The organism is Corynebacterium sp. MSK218 (genome assembly GCF_030232655.1).
In the GTDB taxonomy this organism is placed as follows: domain Bacteria; phylum Actinomycetota; class Actinomycetes; order Mycobacteriales; family Mycobacteriaceae; genus Corynebacterium.
In genome coordinates, this window is sequence record NZ_JASPGN010000022.1 from 3,756 (window position 1) to 20,280 (window position 16,525).

General features: G+C 58.7%; 16 protein-coding genes, 2 tRNA genes, 1 rRNA gene and 2 pseudogenes. 7 read left to right on the top strand and 14 right to left on the bottom strand.

The genetic code is table 11. The features are described from left to right. Positions 1-4 precede the first annotated feature (4 nt). The 5 genes from QP922_RS12605 to pgm form a co-directional block, all read right to left on the bottom strand. Positions 5-77, bottom strand: a tRNA-Ala gene (locus QP922_RS12605). Positions 78-99: 22 nt separating this feature from the next. After that, a tRNA-Ala gene (locus QP922_RS12610) sits at positions 100-172 on the bottom strand. Positions 173-272: 100 nt separating this feature from the next. Continuing rightward, a complete protein-coding gene (locus QP922_RS12615; RefSeq protein ID WP_284809874.1) occupies positions 273-1,028 on the bottom strand; it encodes a DsbA family protein in 756 nt (251 codons plus the stop codon). Positions 1,029-1,085: 57 nt separating this feature from the next. Further along, positions 1,086-1,553, bottom strand: a complete 468-nt coding sequence (locus tag QP922_RS12620) for a MauE/DoxX family redox-associated membrane protein (protein ID WP_284809876.1) — start codon at positions 1,551-1,553, stop codon at positions 1,086-1,088. A gap of 150 nt (positions 1,554-1,703) precedes the next feature. Then, positions 1,704-3,320: a phosphoglucomutase (alpha-D-glucose-1,6-bisphosphate-dependent) gene (gene pgm / locus QP922_RS12625; RefSeq protein ID WP_284809878.1), complete on the bottom strand. Its 1,617-nt coding sequence runs from the start codon at positions 3,318-3,320 to the stop codon at positions 1,704-1,706. Between the two features lie 79 nt (positions 3,321-3,399). On the opposite strand from pgm, the gene QP922_RS12630 reads away from it, so the two are divergent. Together QP922_RS12630 and QP922_RS12635 are read left to right on the top strand one after the other, a co-directional pair. Next, positions 3,400-3,711, top strand: coding sequence for a fluoride efflux transporter family protein (locus QP922_RS12630; protein WP_284809880.1), 312 nt, complete (start codon positions 3,400-3,402; stop codon positions 3,709-3,711). Further along, positions 3,708-4,070 (top strand): fluoride efflux transporter FluC, encoded by a 363-nt coding sequence (locus QP922_RS12635; protein WP_284809881.1) that lies wholly within the window; start codon positions 3,708-3,710, stop codon positions 4,068-4,070. The genes QP922_RS12630 and QP922_RS12635 overlap by 4 nt, the downstream gene beginning before the upstream one ends. Before the next feature lie 20 nt (positions 4,071-4,090). On the opposite strand, the gene QP922_RS12640 is transcribed toward QP922_RS12635, so the two are convergent. Together QP922_RS12640 and QP922_RS12645 are read right to left on the bottom strand one after the other, a co-directional pair. Continuing rightward, positions 4,091-6,637 (bottom strand): ABC transporter permease, encoded by a 2,547-nt coding sequence (locus tag QP922_RS12640; RefSeq protein WP_284809882.1) that lies wholly within the window; start codon positions 6,635-6,637, stop codon positions 4,091-4,093. A gap of 3 nt (positions 6,638-6,640) precedes the next feature. Next, entirely contained in the window at positions 6,641-7,381 is a 741-nt protein-coding gene (locus QP922_RS12645; protein WP_102234048.1) for an ABC transporter ATP-binding protein, read from the bottom strand. Positions 7,382-7,474: 93 nt separating this feature from the next. Here QP922_RS12645 and QP922_RS12650 point away from each other — a divergent pair, with 93 nt between their 5' ends. From QP922_RS12650 to mgtE, 3 genes are all read left to right on the top strand, one after another. After that, positions 7,475-8,332, top strand: a complete 858-nt coding sequence (locus QP922_RS12650; RefSeq protein ID WP_284809884.1) for a phytoene/squalene synthase family protein — start codon at positions 7,475-7,477, stop codon at positions 8,330-8,332. Between the two features lie 4 nt (positions 8,333-8,336). Beyond that, entirely contained in the window at positions 8,337-9,857 is a 1,521-nt protein-coding gene (gene crtI, locus QP922_RS12655; RefSeq protein ID WP_284809885.1) for a phytoene desaturase family protein, read from the top strand. Between the two features lie 81 nt (positions 9,858-9,938). Beyond that, positions 9,939-11,303, top strand: a complete 1,365-nt coding sequence (gene mgtE / locus QP922_RS12660) for a magnesium transporter (RefSeq protein ID WP_070672979.1) — start codon at positions 9,939-9,941, stop codon at positions 11,301-11,303. Between the two features lie 44 nt (positions 11,304-11,347). On the opposite strand, the gene QP922_RS12665 is transcribed toward mgtE, so the two are convergent. The 6 genes from QP922_RS12665 to QP922_RS12690 form a co-directional block, all read right to left on the bottom strand. Beyond that, positions 11,348-12,175, bottom strand: a complete 828-nt coding sequence (locus QP922_RS12665) for a DUF6544 family protein (protein WP_350309364.1) — start codon at positions 12,173-12,175, stop codon at positions 11,348-11,350. Positions 12,176-12,801: 626 nt separating this feature from the next. After that, complete coding sequence (locus QP922_RS12670; protein WP_070672977.1) at positions 12,802-13,236, bottom strand: DMT family transporter; 435 nt, start codon at positions 13,234-13,236, stop codon at positions 12,802-12,804. Between the two features lie 39 nt (positions 13,237-13,275). Further along, entirely contained in the window at positions 13,276-13,596 is a 321-nt protein-coding gene (locus QP922_RS12675; RefSeq protein WP_070672975.1) for a DMT family transporter, read from the bottom strand. Positions 13,597-13,632: 36 nt separating this feature from the next. Continuing rightward, positions 13,633-14,115, bottom strand: coding sequence for a nucleoside deaminase (locus tag QP922_RS12680; protein WP_070672973.1), 483 nt, complete (start codon positions 14,113-14,115; stop codon positions 13,633-13,635). Beyond that, entirely contained in the window at positions 14,112-14,732 is a 621-nt protein-coding gene (locus QP922_RS12685) for a DsbA family oxidoreductase (RefSeq protein ID WP_070672971.1), read from the bottom strand. The genes QP922_RS12680 and QP922_RS12685 overlap by 4 nt, the downstream gene beginning before the upstream one ends. A 79-nt stretch (positions 14,733-14,811) precedes the next feature. Further along, positions 14,812-15,285, bottom strand: coding sequence for a MarR family winged helix-turn-helix transcriptional regulator (locus QP922_RS12690; protein WP_284809889.1), 474 nt, complete (start codon positions 15,283-15,285; stop codon positions 14,812-14,814). Between the two features lie 231 nt (positions 15,286-15,516). Here QP922_RS12690 and QP922_RS12695 point away from each other — a divergent pair. Both QP922_RS12695 and QP922_RS12700 read left to right on the top strand, forming a co-directional pair. Then, positions 15,517-15,750, top strand: a pseudogene (locus QP922_RS12695) (DDE-type integrase/transposase/recombinase); the annotation flags it as partial. A gap of 24 nt (positions 15,751-15,774) precedes the next feature. Continuing rightward, a pseudogene (locus tag QP922_RS12700) lies at positions 15,775-16,244 on the top strand (transposase family protein); the annotation flags it as partial. A gap of 149 nt (positions 16,245-16,393) precedes the next feature. Here the strand turns inward: QP922_RS12700 and rrf are convergent. Further along, a 5S ribosomal RNA gene (gene rrf, locus QP922_RS12705) occupies positions 16,394-16,511 on the bottom strand. Between the last annotated feature and the right edge of the window lie 14 nt (positions 16,512-16,525).

Below are 16,525 nucleotides of genomic sequence, written 5' to 3' on the forward strand. Positions count from 1 at the left end.
AAAGTGGAGCTAACGGGATTCGAACCCGTGACCCCCACACTGCCAGTGTGGTGCGCTACCAACTGCGCCATAGCCCCAAGGCGGTATTGAATTTTAAAGTGGAGCTAACGGGATTCGAACCCGTGACCCCCACACTGCCAGTGTGGTGCGCTACCAACTGCGCCATAGCCCCTCATACGAGGTACAACCTTCACGGTTGCAACTCGTAACAATATATCGCGCCCCAATTCGCGAACCAAATCGCGAGATGGGGCGCGTTATTTACTCAATCGCTACTTATCCAGGACGAGGTCAACCCATTCCATGATGGACGTGTTCTCGTCTTCTGGAATGTCCTTGCCATCCTTGATGATGCGCGGCGAGGACACGCTTCCGGTTTCGGATTCCAGCTTCTCGTAGTTGGCGGTAACGAGTTCGTTGCCTTCGCCAACCTTAGCTTCCTGAATGGCCGTGACAGTGTCCTTGTCAGCTCCCAGCGACTTCGCGGCGTCAGCGAAATCAGCCATGTCCCACTTGTCGTAGACCTTGGACTGGTTCTCCATCAGGTACTTGCGCAAGTTCCAGTACAGCTTGGCATCACCAGACTTGGCCACCTGCTCCATTGCAGCAGCAGCCTTGGAAGAGTGGCCCTTGTTGGTCTTGATGCTCTCCAGGCCCTTTTGGCTTCCGTCCAAGAAGTTCAGGGAGCGCACGTGGACGATAAGCTTGCCCTCGTCAATGGCGTCCTTCATCTGCCCATCCGTTTCCTTTGCCAGGTCACCACAGTGGGGGCAGGAGTAGTCTTCGTAGAGGTCAACCTCGACAGCGTCCTTCGCGGCCTCAGGAGACTTGAGGGTCACTGCGTTGTCGGCCAAAGACATCTCCATGTTGACCTCTTCCGCTGCGTAGTCTCCCAGCGCATCGGTTTGGGCGTTGCGGCCTTGGTAGACGATGTAACCGATGACCACGGCCACGATGACTAGAAGAACAGCGAGGCCCCAGAGGAATCCACTATTGCTCTTGGAGTTGGGGTCTTTAACTGTGCTCATTGAACAACCTTGCCTTCATGACTTTTCTTTGAACAGATGGAAGCCTACACGCCGTGGTTAAGGGTGCAGTGCAAACTTGGTAAATGGACGCTTGATGGTCCACACCATTAAGACAGAATAGAAGAGATCGCGCAGCAGTGTCATCATGTAGTTCATCACTTGGGCGTCCTCGTCCGGATTGGCTTCGAAGCAGCCACAATCAATTCCGAGTCCGCGCAGCCATGCTTGCGCGATACCAATCATGAACAGAATCAGCACCACCTGCCCTACCCACGCCGATTGACGCAGGAAGAGACCCAAGAGCAGCAGCAATCCGCCGCATACCTCCAACGGGCCGATGAGATAGGACAGGTAGTGCGACCATTCGGGCGTAAAGATCTCGTAGGCCTTGATACTTTGTGAGACTGCGAGCTGGTCAGAGAACTTCGACAGACCAGCCTTGATCCAGATGTAGGCCATGTAGAAACGCGCGAATGCACTGATGATGTCGAGCACCAGCGCGGTGCTCACCTTCTTTTTTGCCACGCATCAACCTTAGCAAACCCGCTACCAGTACCTTTAATATCTTTCGACGGATAAGTGGCCAGCAGCCCCAGTGAGCCCGAAGCAGAGATTCGGAGCTCTCATGGTGTCTGTAGTGGGGGCAGGCGTGGTGGTACCCCCATCTCAGCGCAGCTAGGAACCGAGGACCTCAGCTACCAGCGCTTGGGCTTCCAACTGCACCTGCTTCAGGTGTTCTTCACCGCGGAAGCTCTCCGCATAGATCTTGTATTTGTCCTCGGTGCCGGACGGACGCGCAGCAAACCACGCATTCTCCGTGGTGACTTTGAGGCCGCCAATGGCCGCACCGTTGCCGGGAGCTTCGGTGAGCTTGGCGACGATCTCTTCGCCCGCCAGCTCCGTTGCCGTCACCTGCTCCGACGACAGCTTCTTAAGGATCGCCTTCTGCTCACGGTTGGCCGGGGCATCGGTACGCGCATAAGCCGGCGCACCGTATTCTTCCGCCAACTCCGCATAGCGCTGGGACGGAGTCTTGCCGGTCACTGCCAAGATCTCTGCCGCCAGCAGGTCCAGGATGATGCCGTCCTTATCCGTCGACCACACCGTTCCGTCGAAGCGCAAGAAGGAGGCACCGGCGGATTCCTCGCCGCCGAAGCCTAGGGAGCCGTCGACAAGCCCTGGCACAAACCATTTGAAGCCCACCGGAACCTCCACGAGTTCACGGTCCAGGCTGGCCACGACGCGGTCAATCATGGAGGAAGACACCAAGGTTTTGCCCACCCCGGCGTTCCCCCACTGGGGGCGGTGGCTAAATAGGTATTCGATGGCCACGGCCAGGTAGTGGTTCGGGTTCATTAGTCCCGCATCCGGGGTAACAATGCCGTGGCGGTCGGCGTCGGCATCATTACCGGTAGCCAGGTCATACTTCGAGCGATTCTCCACCAACGAAGCCATGGCATCCGGCGAGGAGCAGTCCATGCGGATCTTGCCATCAGTATCCAGCGTCATGAAACGAAAGGTGCCATCTACCTCTGGGTTCACCACGGTCATGTTGAGCCCGTAGTGCTCAGCGATGGCCGCCCAGTAGTCCACCGAGGCACCACCCATCGGGTCCGCACCGATGCGTACGCCGGCGTCCTTAATCGCCTGCATATCCACCACATTGCCCAGGTCTGCGACATAGGTGTCCACATAATTGTGCTTCACGCAGCGCTCATCCAGCACACCGTCGACCGGAACGCGCTTGACGCCTTCAAGCCCGGCGCGCAGGTAGTCATTAGCCTTCGCCGCAATCCAGTCGGTGGCATCCGTGTCCGCCGGGCCGCCGGTGGGTGGGTTGTACTTGAAACCACCATCACGCGGCGGGTTGTGAGACGGGGTGATAACAATGCCATCGGTGCCTGGGTTGGTCAGGATGGCATGCGAAACAGCTGGCGTTGGGGTGTAGCGACCACGATCATCCACGCGGACCTCCAGCTCATTAGCCAAGAGGACCTCGAGGGCGGAGACCATGGCGGGCTCAGACAAAGCGTGAGTATCGCGGCCGATGAAGATGGCACCACTCGTGCCCTGCTCAGCGCGATAATCCACGATGGCCTGAGTAATGGCCAGGATGTGGGCCTCGTTAAACGCAGTATCCAATGCGGAACCGCGGTGACCGGAGGTGCCGAAGGCAACCTGCTGGTCAGGATTATCAGCATCTGGGGTTCGGGTGTAGTAGGCGGTGACCAGCTCCGCGATATCGATGAGATCGGAAGGCTGGGCTAGCTGGCCGGCGCGCTCGTGTGCCATGAGGTCCTCCTTGTGACGTGGATGTACCTTTAGCTTGCCTGCTTCGCGGAGGTTTCGCATCCCAATTAGGATGGTCGCCATGCCACAGACCATTCTTGTGGGCTGCGGGGCGGCGCTCGGGGCGCTTACCCGTTTCGTCCTCTCCACTCTCCTCGGCGGCGGCGCGCTGCCGTTGTTGCTCATCAACATCGTGGGCAGCGCCATTATGGGCTATGCCAAGCCGCCAGCTTTCTGGGGCACGGGCTTTCTCGGTGGTTTCACCAGTTTCGCCACGTTTGCTTATTTCACCTCCAGCTTCGGGCCGGCGCAGGCAGGCGCCTACGTCCTGGCCACTGTGGTGGGGTGTACAGGGGCATATGTGCTTGGCGACGTCTCCCGGAGGCCCGCATGATCATCATCTCCGCCCTCGCCGTGCTTGTTGGCGGGTTTCTGGGAGGATGCGGGCGCTTCGCACTTACTCGCATTTTGCCCTCCCCCACTTGCACATTCGCGGCGAATATCACGGGCGCAGCACTCGCCGGCGTGGCCTATGGATATGCCACGCACACGCACGCCCCTGAGTTTTTTCTCCCACTTCTTGCAGCGGGCCTAGCGGGCGGCCTATCAACCTGGTCCACGATGGCCAAGGAACTCGGAGAAATGATAAAGGCCAAGCGCTGGTGGCGCTTGGCGCGATATCTCTTCTGGACAGTGGGGCTGGGTATAGCCCTTGCGTGGCGCGGGGCCTGGGTCGGCTCCCTGCTTGCCTAAGTCTTTCCTAGGCCCGCAGGCTAGTCGGCGATGGCGTCGAGCGGTGGCGTCTTTGCCGCGCGCTGTGCCGGCCAGATGGCGGCGAGCACGCCCACAATGCCGGAGCCAACCAGCATGATGATGAGCATCAGCCAGGGCACGGTGAGGGAATCGAGGCCGTCGTCAGCAAGCACGGAAATAAATGCCCAGCCCAACCCGAGACCGAGGATCATGCCCATGATGGCGCCGAACAGGGCAATCTGAACCGACTCCACCGTGATCATCGTGCGGATCTGGCGGCGCTGGGTACCCACGGCGCGCAGCATGCCAATTTCCTGGCGGCGCTCGATAACTCCCAACGTCAGGGTGTTCACGATACCCAAGATGGCGATAATGACCGCCAGCGCCAAGAGCGCGTAGAGGATGGTGAGCATTTGGTCGATCATGCCGGCTACTTCGCCCGCATGCTCGGCACCGGTGCGCACCTGCACCACGACGAGGTCCTTGACGGATTCCTCCAGGTTGGCTCGCAGCTCTTCCGTGTCGACGCCTTCCTCCGCGTTGACGGCGACCATCTTCGTGTCAAGGGTCGAGGCGTCAACAACTTCAGTTACTGCGGACTCGGACAGCGCCAGACGCGGTAGCATCTGGAAGGGCTCATAGGTACCAATGAGCGTCACCTCGCTGGTGCGAGTGGGATCAGGGCCGGTGAGCTCATACGTGTGGCCGACCTGCCAGCCTTGTTCCTCCGCCAGGGAGGTATCCGCGATAAAGCCCTTCTCATCGCCCAGCTTGAGGGAGCCCTCCGCGACGGTGAGGTTGAGGATGTCATCGGCGTTGCCACCGATAACCTGGCTGATGACCACCTGCGGACCATAGTTCATCGAGGCCTGACCATCCACCATGACGGGTGCCGAGCCCAACGCCACGACCTGGCCCGCGCCTTCGGTATCGCGGGCGCGATCGGCGGTTTCATTAGGCGTGGGGAAATTGCCCGTCGTCGGGCCAGACAGCAGGAAGTCGGCGCGCACATCCTCGTCGATGGCATCAGATACGGAAGCCTTCATCGTCGCGCCCAGCATGCCGATGGCGGTCACTAGGGCAACACCCAACATCAAGGCAAAGGCCGTGGCTGCGGTGCGACGCGGGTTGCGCGCGGAGTTCGTGGCGGCCAGCTTGCCCACCGCGCCGAAGGGCGCGCCCACGACGCGACCAATCGAAGGCACGATCGGCAGCGAGATCGCAGGTCCAGCGAGGAAGAAACCAACGATGAGGTTCAAGGCGCCGAGGCCGACGAGGGTGGCGCGGATGCCTGTGGAGATGTCGAGAAGCACGCCCAAGACCGCAAAGATAATGCCGGCAAAAAGCAACAACGCGCCCAGAACCGTACGCACGAGCAAGGAGGACCCCGCAGCGGATTCGGTGGTGCGCATGGCTTCAACAGGTTTAACTGCACCCGCGCGACGCGCCGGCGCCCATGCCGAAATTACGGTGACGACCGTACCCAGGATGAGAGGCACGACAACGGCGCTCACGCTCAGCCCCAGACCGCCACCCATTGGCATGTCCTGCGCGGAGAAGACTGCCTTGATGGCCGCGACGAGGCCCACACCGGCAACGACGCCCACTGCGGAGCCGACGAGGCCCACGATGATGGCTTCGGTAACGACAGAACGCGTGATCTGGCCGCGGGAAGCACCCAGCGCACGCAGCAGCGCGAACTCCTTGGTGCGCTGAGCGACGATCATGGAAAACGTATTCGCAATGATGAACGTACCCACGAGCAGCGCAATGAGGCCGAAGGCGATAAGGAAGTAGTTGACGAACTTCAGTGCAGAGGAAATCTGGTCGGAGATTTCCTTGGCCAGCTCTTCGCCGGCCTCGGCGTCGACGTCGAATGTCTCATTGAGGTGATCCACGAGCTCTTCCGCGCTGACCCCGTCAGCTGCGGCGACCTTGAGCTGGGATGAGTCTCCGTAACGTTCGGTGAATCCCGCGTGGTCCATCAGCAGGTTCAGGCTCGCGCCTTGGTCCACGGCAGGCTTGACGACGCCCACCACTTTCACCTCATCGCGCTGGTCCGGGTGGACTACGACGATAGTATCGCCCACGTGAATGCCAAACTTCTCGGCGGCGGAGTCGTTGATGAGAGCTTCACCGCTGCCGTGGGGTTCGGAGCCGTCGACAAGCTCAGCAGGTTCGCCGACCGACTGATCAGCCGGATAGTATGGCTCGACGCTAGCGGTGCCGCCGCCGGTCTGGAAGGCCTCGGACTTCTCGTTGGCCACCACGACAGTCTGGCTGCTTTGAATGTTGACCGCGCGCACGTCGGGATCATTGGCGATGTCGTCCCGCATCTTCTGATCAAGTACGGGGCCGTCCTCCTTCTGGCTCACCGCTGCATCCACACCGGTAAAGGCGTTGTCAACGGCGGAGTCGAAGGTATTCGACAACGCGTTGGTGAACATGAAGGAACCGGAAATGAACGCGGTACCCAGCACCACGGCTAGGAGCGTGAGGGCAAGGCGCAGTTTGTGCGCGAGAATATTGCGCACGGATACCCTGCGCATTGTGTTCTTCGTGGCCATGCTTTAGCCCTCGATTTCTGCCATCACAGCGTGGATGGACTCCATGGTTGGGTTATGCAGCTCGTTGACGAGGCGACCATCGGCAAGAAAGACCACGCGGTCGGCGTAGGACGCCGCCTTAGCATCGTGGGTGACGATGACAACGGTCTGCTCATCCTGGTCCACAGCGGTGCGCAGAATATCGAGCACCTCGGCGGAGGAGTTGGAATCCAGGTTGCCCGTCGGCTCATCACCGAAAATGATCTCTGGGCGCGAGACCAGCGCGCGGGCACAGGCCACGCGCTGCTGCTGACCACCGGAGAGCTCTGCTGGGCGGTGGCTCAAACGCTGGGCCAGGCCCAGGCGCGTAGTGATTTCATCAAACCACGCCTGATCCACCTTCTTGCCCGCGATGTCAGTGGGCAGGGTGATGTTCTCCGCCGCGGTAAGCGTGGGCACGAGGTTGAAGGACTGGAAGATGAAGCCTAGGCGGTCACGGCGCAGGGCAGTGATGTCCTTGTCGCTGAGCTGGGACATGTCGGTATCACCGATGAAGGCAGAGCCGGAGGTCGCGGAGTCCAAGCCCGCCATGGTGTGCATGAGCGTGGACTTGCCGGAACCGGAAGGGCCCATGATGGCGGTAAAGGCGTTGCGTGCAAACTCAACGTTGACGTGGTCCAACGCGGTCACTGCGGTGTCTCCCTGACCGTATTGCTTAAACAGGTCGACGGCGCGGGCCGCAGCAGTCATCGTTGGGGTGGTCATGGACGTGTTCTCCTTATAGATAGGGAAAGTAACGTCACTACCCTATCTTGCCTTGGGTTAAATGTGTGACGCGTGTGGTCTAAAATATGGCGTATGCGCGGATCACTTTTGGCTTTGGAACGCTACGACCGCAGCGCCGAAGCTGCCGCGGCGCAGGTGATGCGGCATTATTCCACCAGCTTTTCCCTCGCCACTCGTTTGCTTAACCCACAGGTGAGAGTAGATATTCGCAATCTTTATGCCATGGTGCGTACCGCGGATGAGATCGTCGATGCTGGGTTGGATCCCCAGGTTGCTGCCCCGCTTCTCGACGCCTACGAGGCCACCGTCCGCGCCGCACCTTCCCAGCGTTTTCACACCGATCCTATAGTCCACGCCTATGCGCTCTCGGCGCGGCGTTGCGGGTTCCAGGACGAACACATTGCGGAGTTCTTTGCCTCCATGCGCAGCGACCTCACGCGCACCGTCCACACAGCGGAGTCCTTTAAGACCTATGTTCGGGGCTCGGCCGAAGTCATTGGGCTGCTGTGCTTGGATACGTTTTATGCTGGCGCGCCTCGGCCCGACGGCGTCGAAGAAGGTGCCATGTGCCTAGGTGCGGCATTTCAGAAGATCAATTTTTTGAGGGACTTGCACGAAGACTCCAGTGAACTGGGCCGCGCTTACTTTCCCTCGCTGCGCGAGCCAGACAAACTCGATGAAGAGACGAAAGCCGCGATCATTGCAGACATCCGCGACGACTTAGCCCATGCCCGCACGGCCCTGGGCTTGCTTCCCCTTGGGTCCCGGGTTGGAGTGGCCGCAGCAACGGCCCTCTTTACGGAGCTCACGGATCTCCTCGAGTCCACTCCTGCGCACGACATCATGTCTACTCGCGTCAGCGTTCCAGCAGCGCGGAAAGCTGTCCTTGTTAGCCGCGCCGCAGCACTCGCGGTAAGGAATAAAGGTTAAAAACATGACCAAACATGTCGTTGTCATCGGCGCTGGTATTGCAGGTCTAGCCACCGCGGCCTTGCTATTGAAGGAAGGTATGCGTGTCACGGTCGTCGACAAGCAGCGCGGCGTCGGTGGACGTGCGGGAAGCCTGAACGTGGATGGCTTCCGCTTCGATACCGGCCCTTCGTGGTACCTCATGCCGGAGGCCTTCGATGAGTTTTTCCGCGCCTGCGGCACCAGTACTGAGCGCGAACTGGACCTAGTTGACCTCTCCCCGGCGTACCGCGTCTACAACGAGGACGGCGAGTTTCTTGACGTGGAAACAGGCGTAGACGAGGTAGCCCGTCTCTTTGACTCCCTTGAACCGGGCGCTGGCGCCAAGGTGCGCGCGTATCTCGCGCGAGCTTCCGAAGTGTATGCCGTTGCCTTGCGCAACTTTCTCTACACCACGTTCTCCCGCCCCACGCAGCTTCTCAGCAAAGATGTGATCACGCGGCTGGGCACGCTCGCAATGCTGTTGACGCGCTCGCTCGATGGTCTGGTGGCAGCGAGATTTCAGGATTACCGGCTGCGACAGATTCTGACCTACCCGGCGGTGTTCCTGTCCACGGAGCCGAAGGCGGCACCGGCGCTGTACTCTTTGATGAGCCATACGGACTTAGTGGAAGGTGTGCGCTATCCGCAGGGTGGGTTCGCTGCCGTTGTCGACGCCATCGCGCGGCAGGCAGCCGACGCCACCTTCGAGCTAGGCACAGCGGTGGTAGCGATCAACCATGCGCACGGGCGCGCGACAGGCATCATGCTGGACGACGGCCGCACAATCCCCGCCGACGCCGTTGTCTCCGCCGCGGACCTACGCCACACGGAAACTGCTCTGCTTCCGAAGGAACTGCAGACCTATCCGGAACGCTACTTTGCCCGCCGCGACCCTGGTCTGGGCACGGTCTTAGTCTTTCTTGGCGTGAAAGGTTCTCTCCCGCAGCTAGCGCACCATACGCTTCTGTTCAGCAGCGACTGGACGCCCGACTTCAAAGCCGTCTACCACGGCCCCGAGCCAACGCGACCGCTAGGAGCCTCGGAGTCGATCTATGTGTCGAAGACCTCCGCCACCGATTCCTCGGTGGCTCCGGACGGCTATGAGAACCTCTTTATCCTCGTTCCCGTCCCGGCGGACGAATCCTATGGCCATGGCGATGCCTATGGTGCTGAAGAATCTTCCCGCGTAAATGCCATTGCTAACGCTGCCGTGGCGCAACTGGGGTCCTGGTTGGGGATTAAGGATCTTGAGGGGAGAGTCGTCGTCAAGCGCACGCTCGGCCCCGGCGACTTTGCCGAGCAGTACAATTCCTGGTCCGGTGGCGCCGTGGGACCTGCCCATACGCTGCGCCAGTCCGCGTTTTTCCGCGGCCAGAACCAGTCGCGCACGCTGAGCAATCTCTATTACGTCGGCGGCACCACTGTCCCAGGCGTGGGCGTGCCGATGTGCCTCATTTCGGCACACAATGTTCTCACTCGCATGAAGGAACAAGCTTTTTATTAGCCACCGCCCTAGAGGTGAGCTCTCGCGTAGTCTTAAATGGCTGGAGACCATTGATAAAGCAAGAAGGGCAGGGATGGAGCCATGGCGGAGACTACTGAGCAGGCTAGCGATATCGTCGAGGCATGGCTTAAGCAAGAGGATGCCATCGATCCTCAGAAGGCCCCACAACTGCAGGAACTCCTAGCCAAGGTTCCGCGCAAGGAGCTCATTTCCATAGTGGAGCGCCAGAATGCGCTGCGCGCGGCACTGGCTCTTCGCTTACTTCCGCGCGAAAAATCCATCGCTGTCTTCGATGCACTGGATGCCAAACACCAGGCGGACATCATTGATGAGCTGGGCAACGCCGATGTCTACGAGTTCTTCGATGAACTTGAACCGGAAGACCGCGTGGCACTCTTGGATGAGCTCCCGGCAGAGATTGCCGACCGTCTCCTGCGTTCGCTGACCCAAACCCAACGCGATGTCACTGGGGTGATTCTGGGTTATCCCAAGCGGTCAGTAGGCCGACGCATGTCCCCTGAGGTTCCCGATATTCACCCCGATATGAGCGTCGACGAGGCATTGGACACGCTACGAGCGCAATCGGATGAACTAGAGACCATTTACACGGTGCCGGTAACTCGCCCCGACCGCCGGTTGGTGGGAGTAGTGAGCCTGCGGGAAATTTTCACGGCGGAATCCGGGGTGCAGATCGCTTCCATCATGCAGGAACCTCTCTTTGCTTATGCCAGCGCCGATGCTGAGGAAACCGTCCGATGGTTCCTACCGTTGGATATGCTGGCGCTTCCCATTGTGGATGATTCGCACCGTCTGGTGGGTCTGCTGACCTTCGATGACGCCACTGACATCGTCGAGGAAGCCGACAGCGAGGACTCAGCACGTGCTGGTGGTACGGAAGCGCTGCAGCAGCCCTACTTGTCCACTCCCCTTCTCAAGCTCGTGCGTTCCCGCATTGTCTGGCTGCTTGTTTTGGCAGTGTCCGCACTGCTCACGGTCCAAGTACTCGATTCCTTTGAGGACACGCTCTCTAAGGCAGTTGTCCTGTCCTTGTTTATCCCGCTGCTGACCGGAACCGGTGGAAACACTGGTAATCAAGCAGCGACCACGGTCACCCGTGCCTTAGCCCTCGGTGATGTTCGCACGCGGGACATTCTTTCTGTGCTGTGGAGTGAGCTACGCGTCGGAATGCTTTTGGGTGCGGTGCTTGGGCTGGCGGGGCTCGGTCTTGCCACGGTGGTGTACGGCGCTGATATCGGCATTGTTATCGGATCAACGCTGTTTTTAATTTGCTCCATCTCTGCGACTGTTGGTGGGCTCATGCCCATCGTGGCCAAGACTATTGGGGCCGATCCGGCGGTATTTTCCAATCCGTTTATTTCGACCTTCTGCGACGCCACGGGCCTGATTATCTATTTCCTCATCGCTAAGACCGTATTGGGAATCTAAGCCTGCCTTATGCTTGGTCGTGATGTCTACTGCGCCATGACGACTTAGCCGAATGTCGCCCTGCTAATAGCACCATCAAAGTAGACGAGATCCTGCTCAGGGTAGTTCCACACTGCTTGGAACGTGCGCGGCAAACGAATGCCGTGGGCATCGGGTAGGTAGTCGGCACACCTCGCTGTCCAATCCACTTGGGTCATCGTGCCGTCTTCACCAGCGACTGCCCTATCGTGCGTCCTAAACTCCACCATTTCATAGGCTTCGTTGAAGGTGAACACGCCACCTACCGTGATGCCCTCGTAAGTAAAGGTCGCTTCGACTTCCCGTTCAGAAAGCTCGGTGAGCTCGATGTCGTTTCGCAACAGGCTCTGTGGAATAAACAGCGACTCCGCGAGATACGTCACGAGTGCTGCTTTATCCATCTCAGGACCGCGTTCATCAAACAGCGTAACTGCCTTGCCGATGACGCCTTTCATCCCGCCCTTACCGTCAGCGAAATAGTCATATCCCTGAAAAGGTACCCCCGCCACTGCACTTTCTACCAAGGCCAGCCTGCGCGGCTCGGCAGCGAAGTTGTACTGGTCATAATCGATTTTCAGCTTCCGCCCATCCTTGCCTTGGCGGAAGTCAACGTCCGCAAACTCTAGATGAACCCACGAATACTTTGGCGTACCGATATAACCATTGCGCTGAATGTAGTTTTGGATCGCGGCTGGAAAAGCGGCGAAATCTTCCTCAATAAACACATCAGCAGAATCTGTATAAGCCGCTGCTTGGGCCCGTTCCACGTCCCGCGAAAACTCAGACCTCAGCGGTGAATACGGGACAGCGAACCACACTGCTACTGCCCCGACAAATGCGGCGATTGTAACCACTACAGTCAAGGCAACAGTTTGAGAACGACGTATCCGCATCGCACGCTCCTGGTTAGACGAAAGGACCTTCCATAACTAAGACTAAAGCCGCGGGAAAGGAAACAACGTGGGATCGACAAAAGTGAGATGGGCATAACCTGATTCCTGCCTCATGGGGGTGGCATTCTTTCTATGTGTCCAGATGTGGAAGTCCAGACCTGCTGGTGGTGGTGTGCCGGGGCTGTTGGGCGGGTGTAACACGCCCTGGGTGTGACGCCTTTTAGGTCTGGGCTTATACGGGTTAAGGGACATTTCGTGTGGATAAATCGATACGGATTCCCGGAGCAGCCTGGGATAATGCCGTGATCTTGATTTTGAATCGGTTCCAACAGCCCGATCGATGAAATCAACACCGGATAGTCCTAGGTCTGTGGTAGGAGGACTGTTGTTGGTGCGGTAAGGCCAATTCGGGCCTGACCCCGGAAAGTAGACACGTCGGGGGTTAGGTCTTCGTTCACACCGTCATAGACGTCCATTTCCCATGTCGTCACCGTCGACCGCAGACCAGGTGTAGAAAGCGGCGACCCTGCTGCCATCTGCCGGGGCGGTTTGAACCACGGAGCGGGCGAGGGTAGGCCGACGGGTTGTTATTGGTGCTGTTCCGAGGCCACGGCGGTCCGGGTATCACTCTTTTTCGCCTCGAGTTTCGGGCTGTCGGCGAGTTTGAGCCAGATGACACCACCGATGATGACAGTCAGCCAGAATCCCTTCACGAGGGTGAGGGTCTCATCAAAGAATACGGGGCCCAGCAGGGCGGCGCCGACGGCGCCGATTCCGGCCCAAACGGCGTAGCCGATACCCACGTCGATCTTCTTCAGAGCCACGCTGAGGAAGAACAGAGTACAGAGGAAGAAAACGATCGCTATGAGGGACCACGTGAGGTTGGTGAAGCCTTCGCTGCCGTTGACGCTTAGAGCGTATCCAACTTCAAATCCTCCGGCGAGTAGTAGAGCCAGCCAGGGGTTGGCGTTTTTCTCGGTGGTTTCTGGGGCGGCAGTGCCGCGGGTCGCATTGGTGGACATGACTGCAGTCCTTTCTGAAGATGGGGCGAGGGGGAGTTGTTAGACAGTGCCGGCGAGGTTGAGCCCGACGACGCCAGTGATGACGATGCCGATACCCAGCAGCTTCTTCCACGTCAGCTTCTGAGAGAGGAATAGCGCGCCGAGGATGACAATTCCGACGCCGGACAGAGAGGTCCACAGCGCATAGCCGACACCGACGTCGAAGGTCAGCAGGGCCAGGCTGAGGAAGAAGGTGCCGATTCCGCCGCTGACGAGGGTGGCAACGCTCCACCAAAAGTTGGTGAAGCCTTGTGCTTTTCCGGCGGAGATGCCTACTGCGACTTCGAAGATGACAGCGATTCCGAGGTAGAGCCAACTCATGGTAAGTGTCCTTTCAAGGGTGTGCAGGAGCGCTGATCAGCGTCCACGTTTGTTTTGTGTCTGGAGGTATCGGGAGAACGGCTCATTGCCGCGCTCGACGGGCAGATCATGGAAGACGGCAGACCGGAGTTCATCGGTGATGCCCAGCGAGGGATAACTGGTGCGATAGTCGAATCCCCATTTGGCGACGGCATCACGGTCGACGGCCACGTAGACGGCTTCGATGCCGTGGTCGAGAGCAAAGCGATAACACAGCCCGCAAGGCTCGCCGGTGGCGAGCAATATGGTTCCGGATAGATCCTCCCGGTCGTTGAGGACTTCACGCATGGCGACGATCTCCGCGTGAGCACTTGGATCGCGAGTCTCCCGGACTCGGTTGACTCCGAAATTCGAGATGATGCCCGAGTCGTCGACGACTACACCGACAAAGGGCAACCCCCCGGCCTCAACGTGCTCCACACACCTTTCCACGGCCTGGTCCATGACCTCGACGAGGGCCTCCGGGGCAGTCGTGTTCATGGGCGAGCCTCGCGGGGGGCAGTGTTGATGGTCAGGTCGTCGACGGTCTTCTTTAGCCGTGTAGCGCTGGGGACTCCGGACAGAAGATAACCGTCGACCATGAAGCCCGGCACAGAGGTGATGCCGACGGTGTTGACTGCATAGTCCTGGCCGGCTTGCTGCCTGGCTCGTCGGTCCTCGCTATGCAGAGCGGCTTCAACCTCGCCCGCGTCAAGACCTACGGAAGTGGCGACGTTAACGATCACGTCGTCATCGCCGATGTTCCTGTCATCCTGGAAGAACGCTTTGAACATTGCCTCGGAGTACGCGTCGGCTTTACCGCGCTCTTGGGCCAGCTGGAGTACCATGAACGCCTTCTCGGTGCGTGGCTGCGGAGAGATCGTCGGGAGGCTGATTGACACGTTCAGGCGCTCGGCCATCGGGTAAACCGCGTCCTTCCAGATCCGCGGTAGATAGTCATCTTCTGGCCGCAGAGTAGGAACAGGGTGAGGGCGTAGCTCGAAGGGGCGAATGGTTACCTCGACGTCACGGTCTCGCTTAAGCTCGTCGATTGCTCCCTCCACGAGGAAGCAGAACGGGCAGACGTAGTCGATAAAAACATCAATTTTCGTGGTCATGGATCAGGCCTTTCGATTCAGAGCGTGTATGTACATACATATATAGGTGTGTGGGTCGACCCCGGAAACGCTGGGCCCCTTAGGAGATGAGCTTGCTGATTGTCCGGAATGACTGGTCGAGATCAACCAGGTTCAGCTGCGGGTAATTTTTGGCCGCATCACTGAGAAGCTCGCAGATCTTCGTTTCGTATGGCTCGTGGATTTCTGTCACGACCTTGAGACCGGCGTCGGTAATAACTGCAAAGACCCCTCGCCCATCATCTGGGCAGGTGTCCCGGAATGCCAGCCCCTTGGCCTCCATTCGTTCGACCAGTCGGGTTACCGAGCTCTGAGTAAGGCCGACCCGGTTCGCAAGCTCGGTGATCCGCAGCTCCCGATCGGATGTCCGGCTCAGATGGAGCACGGCTCGGTACTCAGTAAGGCCGATATTGTAGTTGTCAAGCAGCCACTTACCTAGTGTGGTGTCGACCGCAGCGACAATCGCTGCGACCTGCGCCCACGACGCACTGAGAGTGCGGGCGGGAATGGCCTCAGTCGTTGCTGCCAGGGACATGATTGCTCCTTCGTGTTCGACTTAGAAGGGGACTCTCTTGGGTGTCAGGTGTCGGCTTGGATATTTCAATTGATGCACATACATCAATTGAAATAGAGTGTATGTGCATACATGGATATGCGCAAGGAAATTTTCTAGACAGTGCTTTATATCACTATATTTCCCGTTCCTTAGCTGTACATCTAACGAGCGGTAGTGCCGGGCCAAGTTAGCTGACGCTGGTAGGTAGATATGGCCCATCGACCCTGGGAAGGTGTTGTGCTGGGATATTACGTTTTGCCTCGCCCGTGCTACGGACACACCTTCGCGTTACACATGGTGATTGATCTGTACTCGCGTGCCATCGTCGGGTTCGTCGTCGCAGAACGAGAAAACAGCCAACTTGCAGCAGCGATGTTCGCCGACATCTTCACTCGTTTTCCTGAAGTGCACACCGTGCACTCCGACAACGGTGCTGCGATGACCAGCAAACGACTCGGCAAACTCGGACCGAAATGGGTCAGCCCAACCAGAAATGGTGGTACACCCACCGCAACGCCCGCAGAGCATTAAAGCGTTTGGAAAAACTCATCCACGCCGGACAATTATTTACCTTCCTTGACCCGCCTGAAGGTGTCACACAGGATCTAAAAGCCACCACAAACCTGCTGGAGGGCGGCATCAACAAACAGCTCAAAGACTTAGCCGGAAACCATCGTGGCATGTTCGATGAACATCAGCGCATCACCATGGACTGGTGGCTCTACACCCACACCGAAGACCCAGTAGCGCCACTGGAGTTAGCCAAGCAACAAGACTTCGGACGCCAAGGAGAAAAAGCAGCACGCGCAGCCTGGACGAAAGAACAACTCAAACAGCGCGGCCACCCAGACGGGCGACCCGCCACATACGACACCGGCATCGACAACGAATGGAACCCCAGCTTAGGCGTAAGAAAAGGCTGGGCCGGACGCTCCTAAATCCACACGAAATGTCCCTTAAGCCGCTTTTACAGCGGCGGTGGGGTGTGGCGATGATGCTGGGGTGCCGTAAAAACAAAAAGGAAGGGGTCCTAGACATGGTGTTGTCTAGGACCCCTTGTTGTGTATTGAGTTGTTGTGTTGTTTGGTGTCGGCGGTTTCTTACTCTCCCACAACCTCCCGGTTGCAGTACCATCAGCGTTAGCAGGCTTAGCTTCCGGGTTCGGAATGGGTCCGGGCGTTTCCCTGCTGCTATAGGCCACCGACAAACACACGAGGCA

Coding starts and splice junctions, on each gene's coding strand:
- QP922_RS12615 (WP_284809874.1), bottom strand. CDS start 1,028: ATGAGCACAGTTAAAGACCCCAACTCCAAGAGCAATAGTGGATTCCTC.
- pgm (WP_284809878.1), bottom strand. CDS start 3,320: ATGGCACACGAGCGCGCCGGCCAGCTAGCCCAGCCTTCCGATCTCATC.
- QP922_RS12630 (WP_284809880.1), top strand. CDS start 3,400: ATGCCACAGACCATTCTTGTGGGCTGCGGGGCGGCGCTCGGGGCGCTT.
- QP922_RS12635 (WP_284809881.1), top strand. CDS start 3,708: ATGATCATCATCTCCGCCCTCGCCGTGCTTGTTGGCGGGTTTCTGGGA.
- QP922_RS12640 (WP_284809882.1), bottom strand. CDS start 6,637: ATGGCCACGAAGAACACAATGCGCAGGGTATCCGTGCGCAATATTCTC.
- QP922_RS12645 (WP_102234048.1), bottom strand. CDS start 7,381: ATGACCACCCCAACGATGACTGCTGCGGCCCGCGCCGTCGACCTGTTT.
- QP922_RS12650 (WP_284809884.1), top strand. CDS start 7,475: ATGCGCGGATCACTTTTGGCTTTGGAACGCTACGACCGCAGCGCCGAA.
- crtI (WP_284809885.1), top strand. CDS start 8,337: ATGACCAAACATGTCGTTGTCATCGGCGCTGGTATTGCAGGTCTAGCC.
- mgtE (WP_070672979.1), top strand. CDS start 9,939: ATGGCGGAGACTACTGAGCAGGCTAGCGATATCGTCGAGGCATGGCTT.
- QP922_RS12670 (WP_070672977.1), bottom strand. CDS start 13,236: ATGTCCACCAATGCGACCCGCGGCACTGCCGCCCCAGAAACCACCGAG.
- QP922_RS12675 (WP_070672975.1), bottom strand. CDS start 13,596: ATGAGTTGGCTCTACCTCGGAATCGCTGTCATCTTCGAAGTCGCAGTA.
- QP922_RS12680 (WP_070672973.1), bottom strand. CDS start 14,115: ATGAACACGACTGCCCCGGAGGCCCTCGTCGAGGTCATGGACCAGGCC.
- QP922_RS12685 (WP_070672971.1), bottom strand. CDS start 14,732: ATGACCACGAAAATTGATGTTTTTATCGACTACGTCTGCCCGTTCTGC.
- QP922_RS12690 (WP_284809889.1), bottom strand. CDS start 15,285: ATGTCCCTGGCAGCAACGACTGAGGCCATTCCCGCCCGCACTCTCAGT.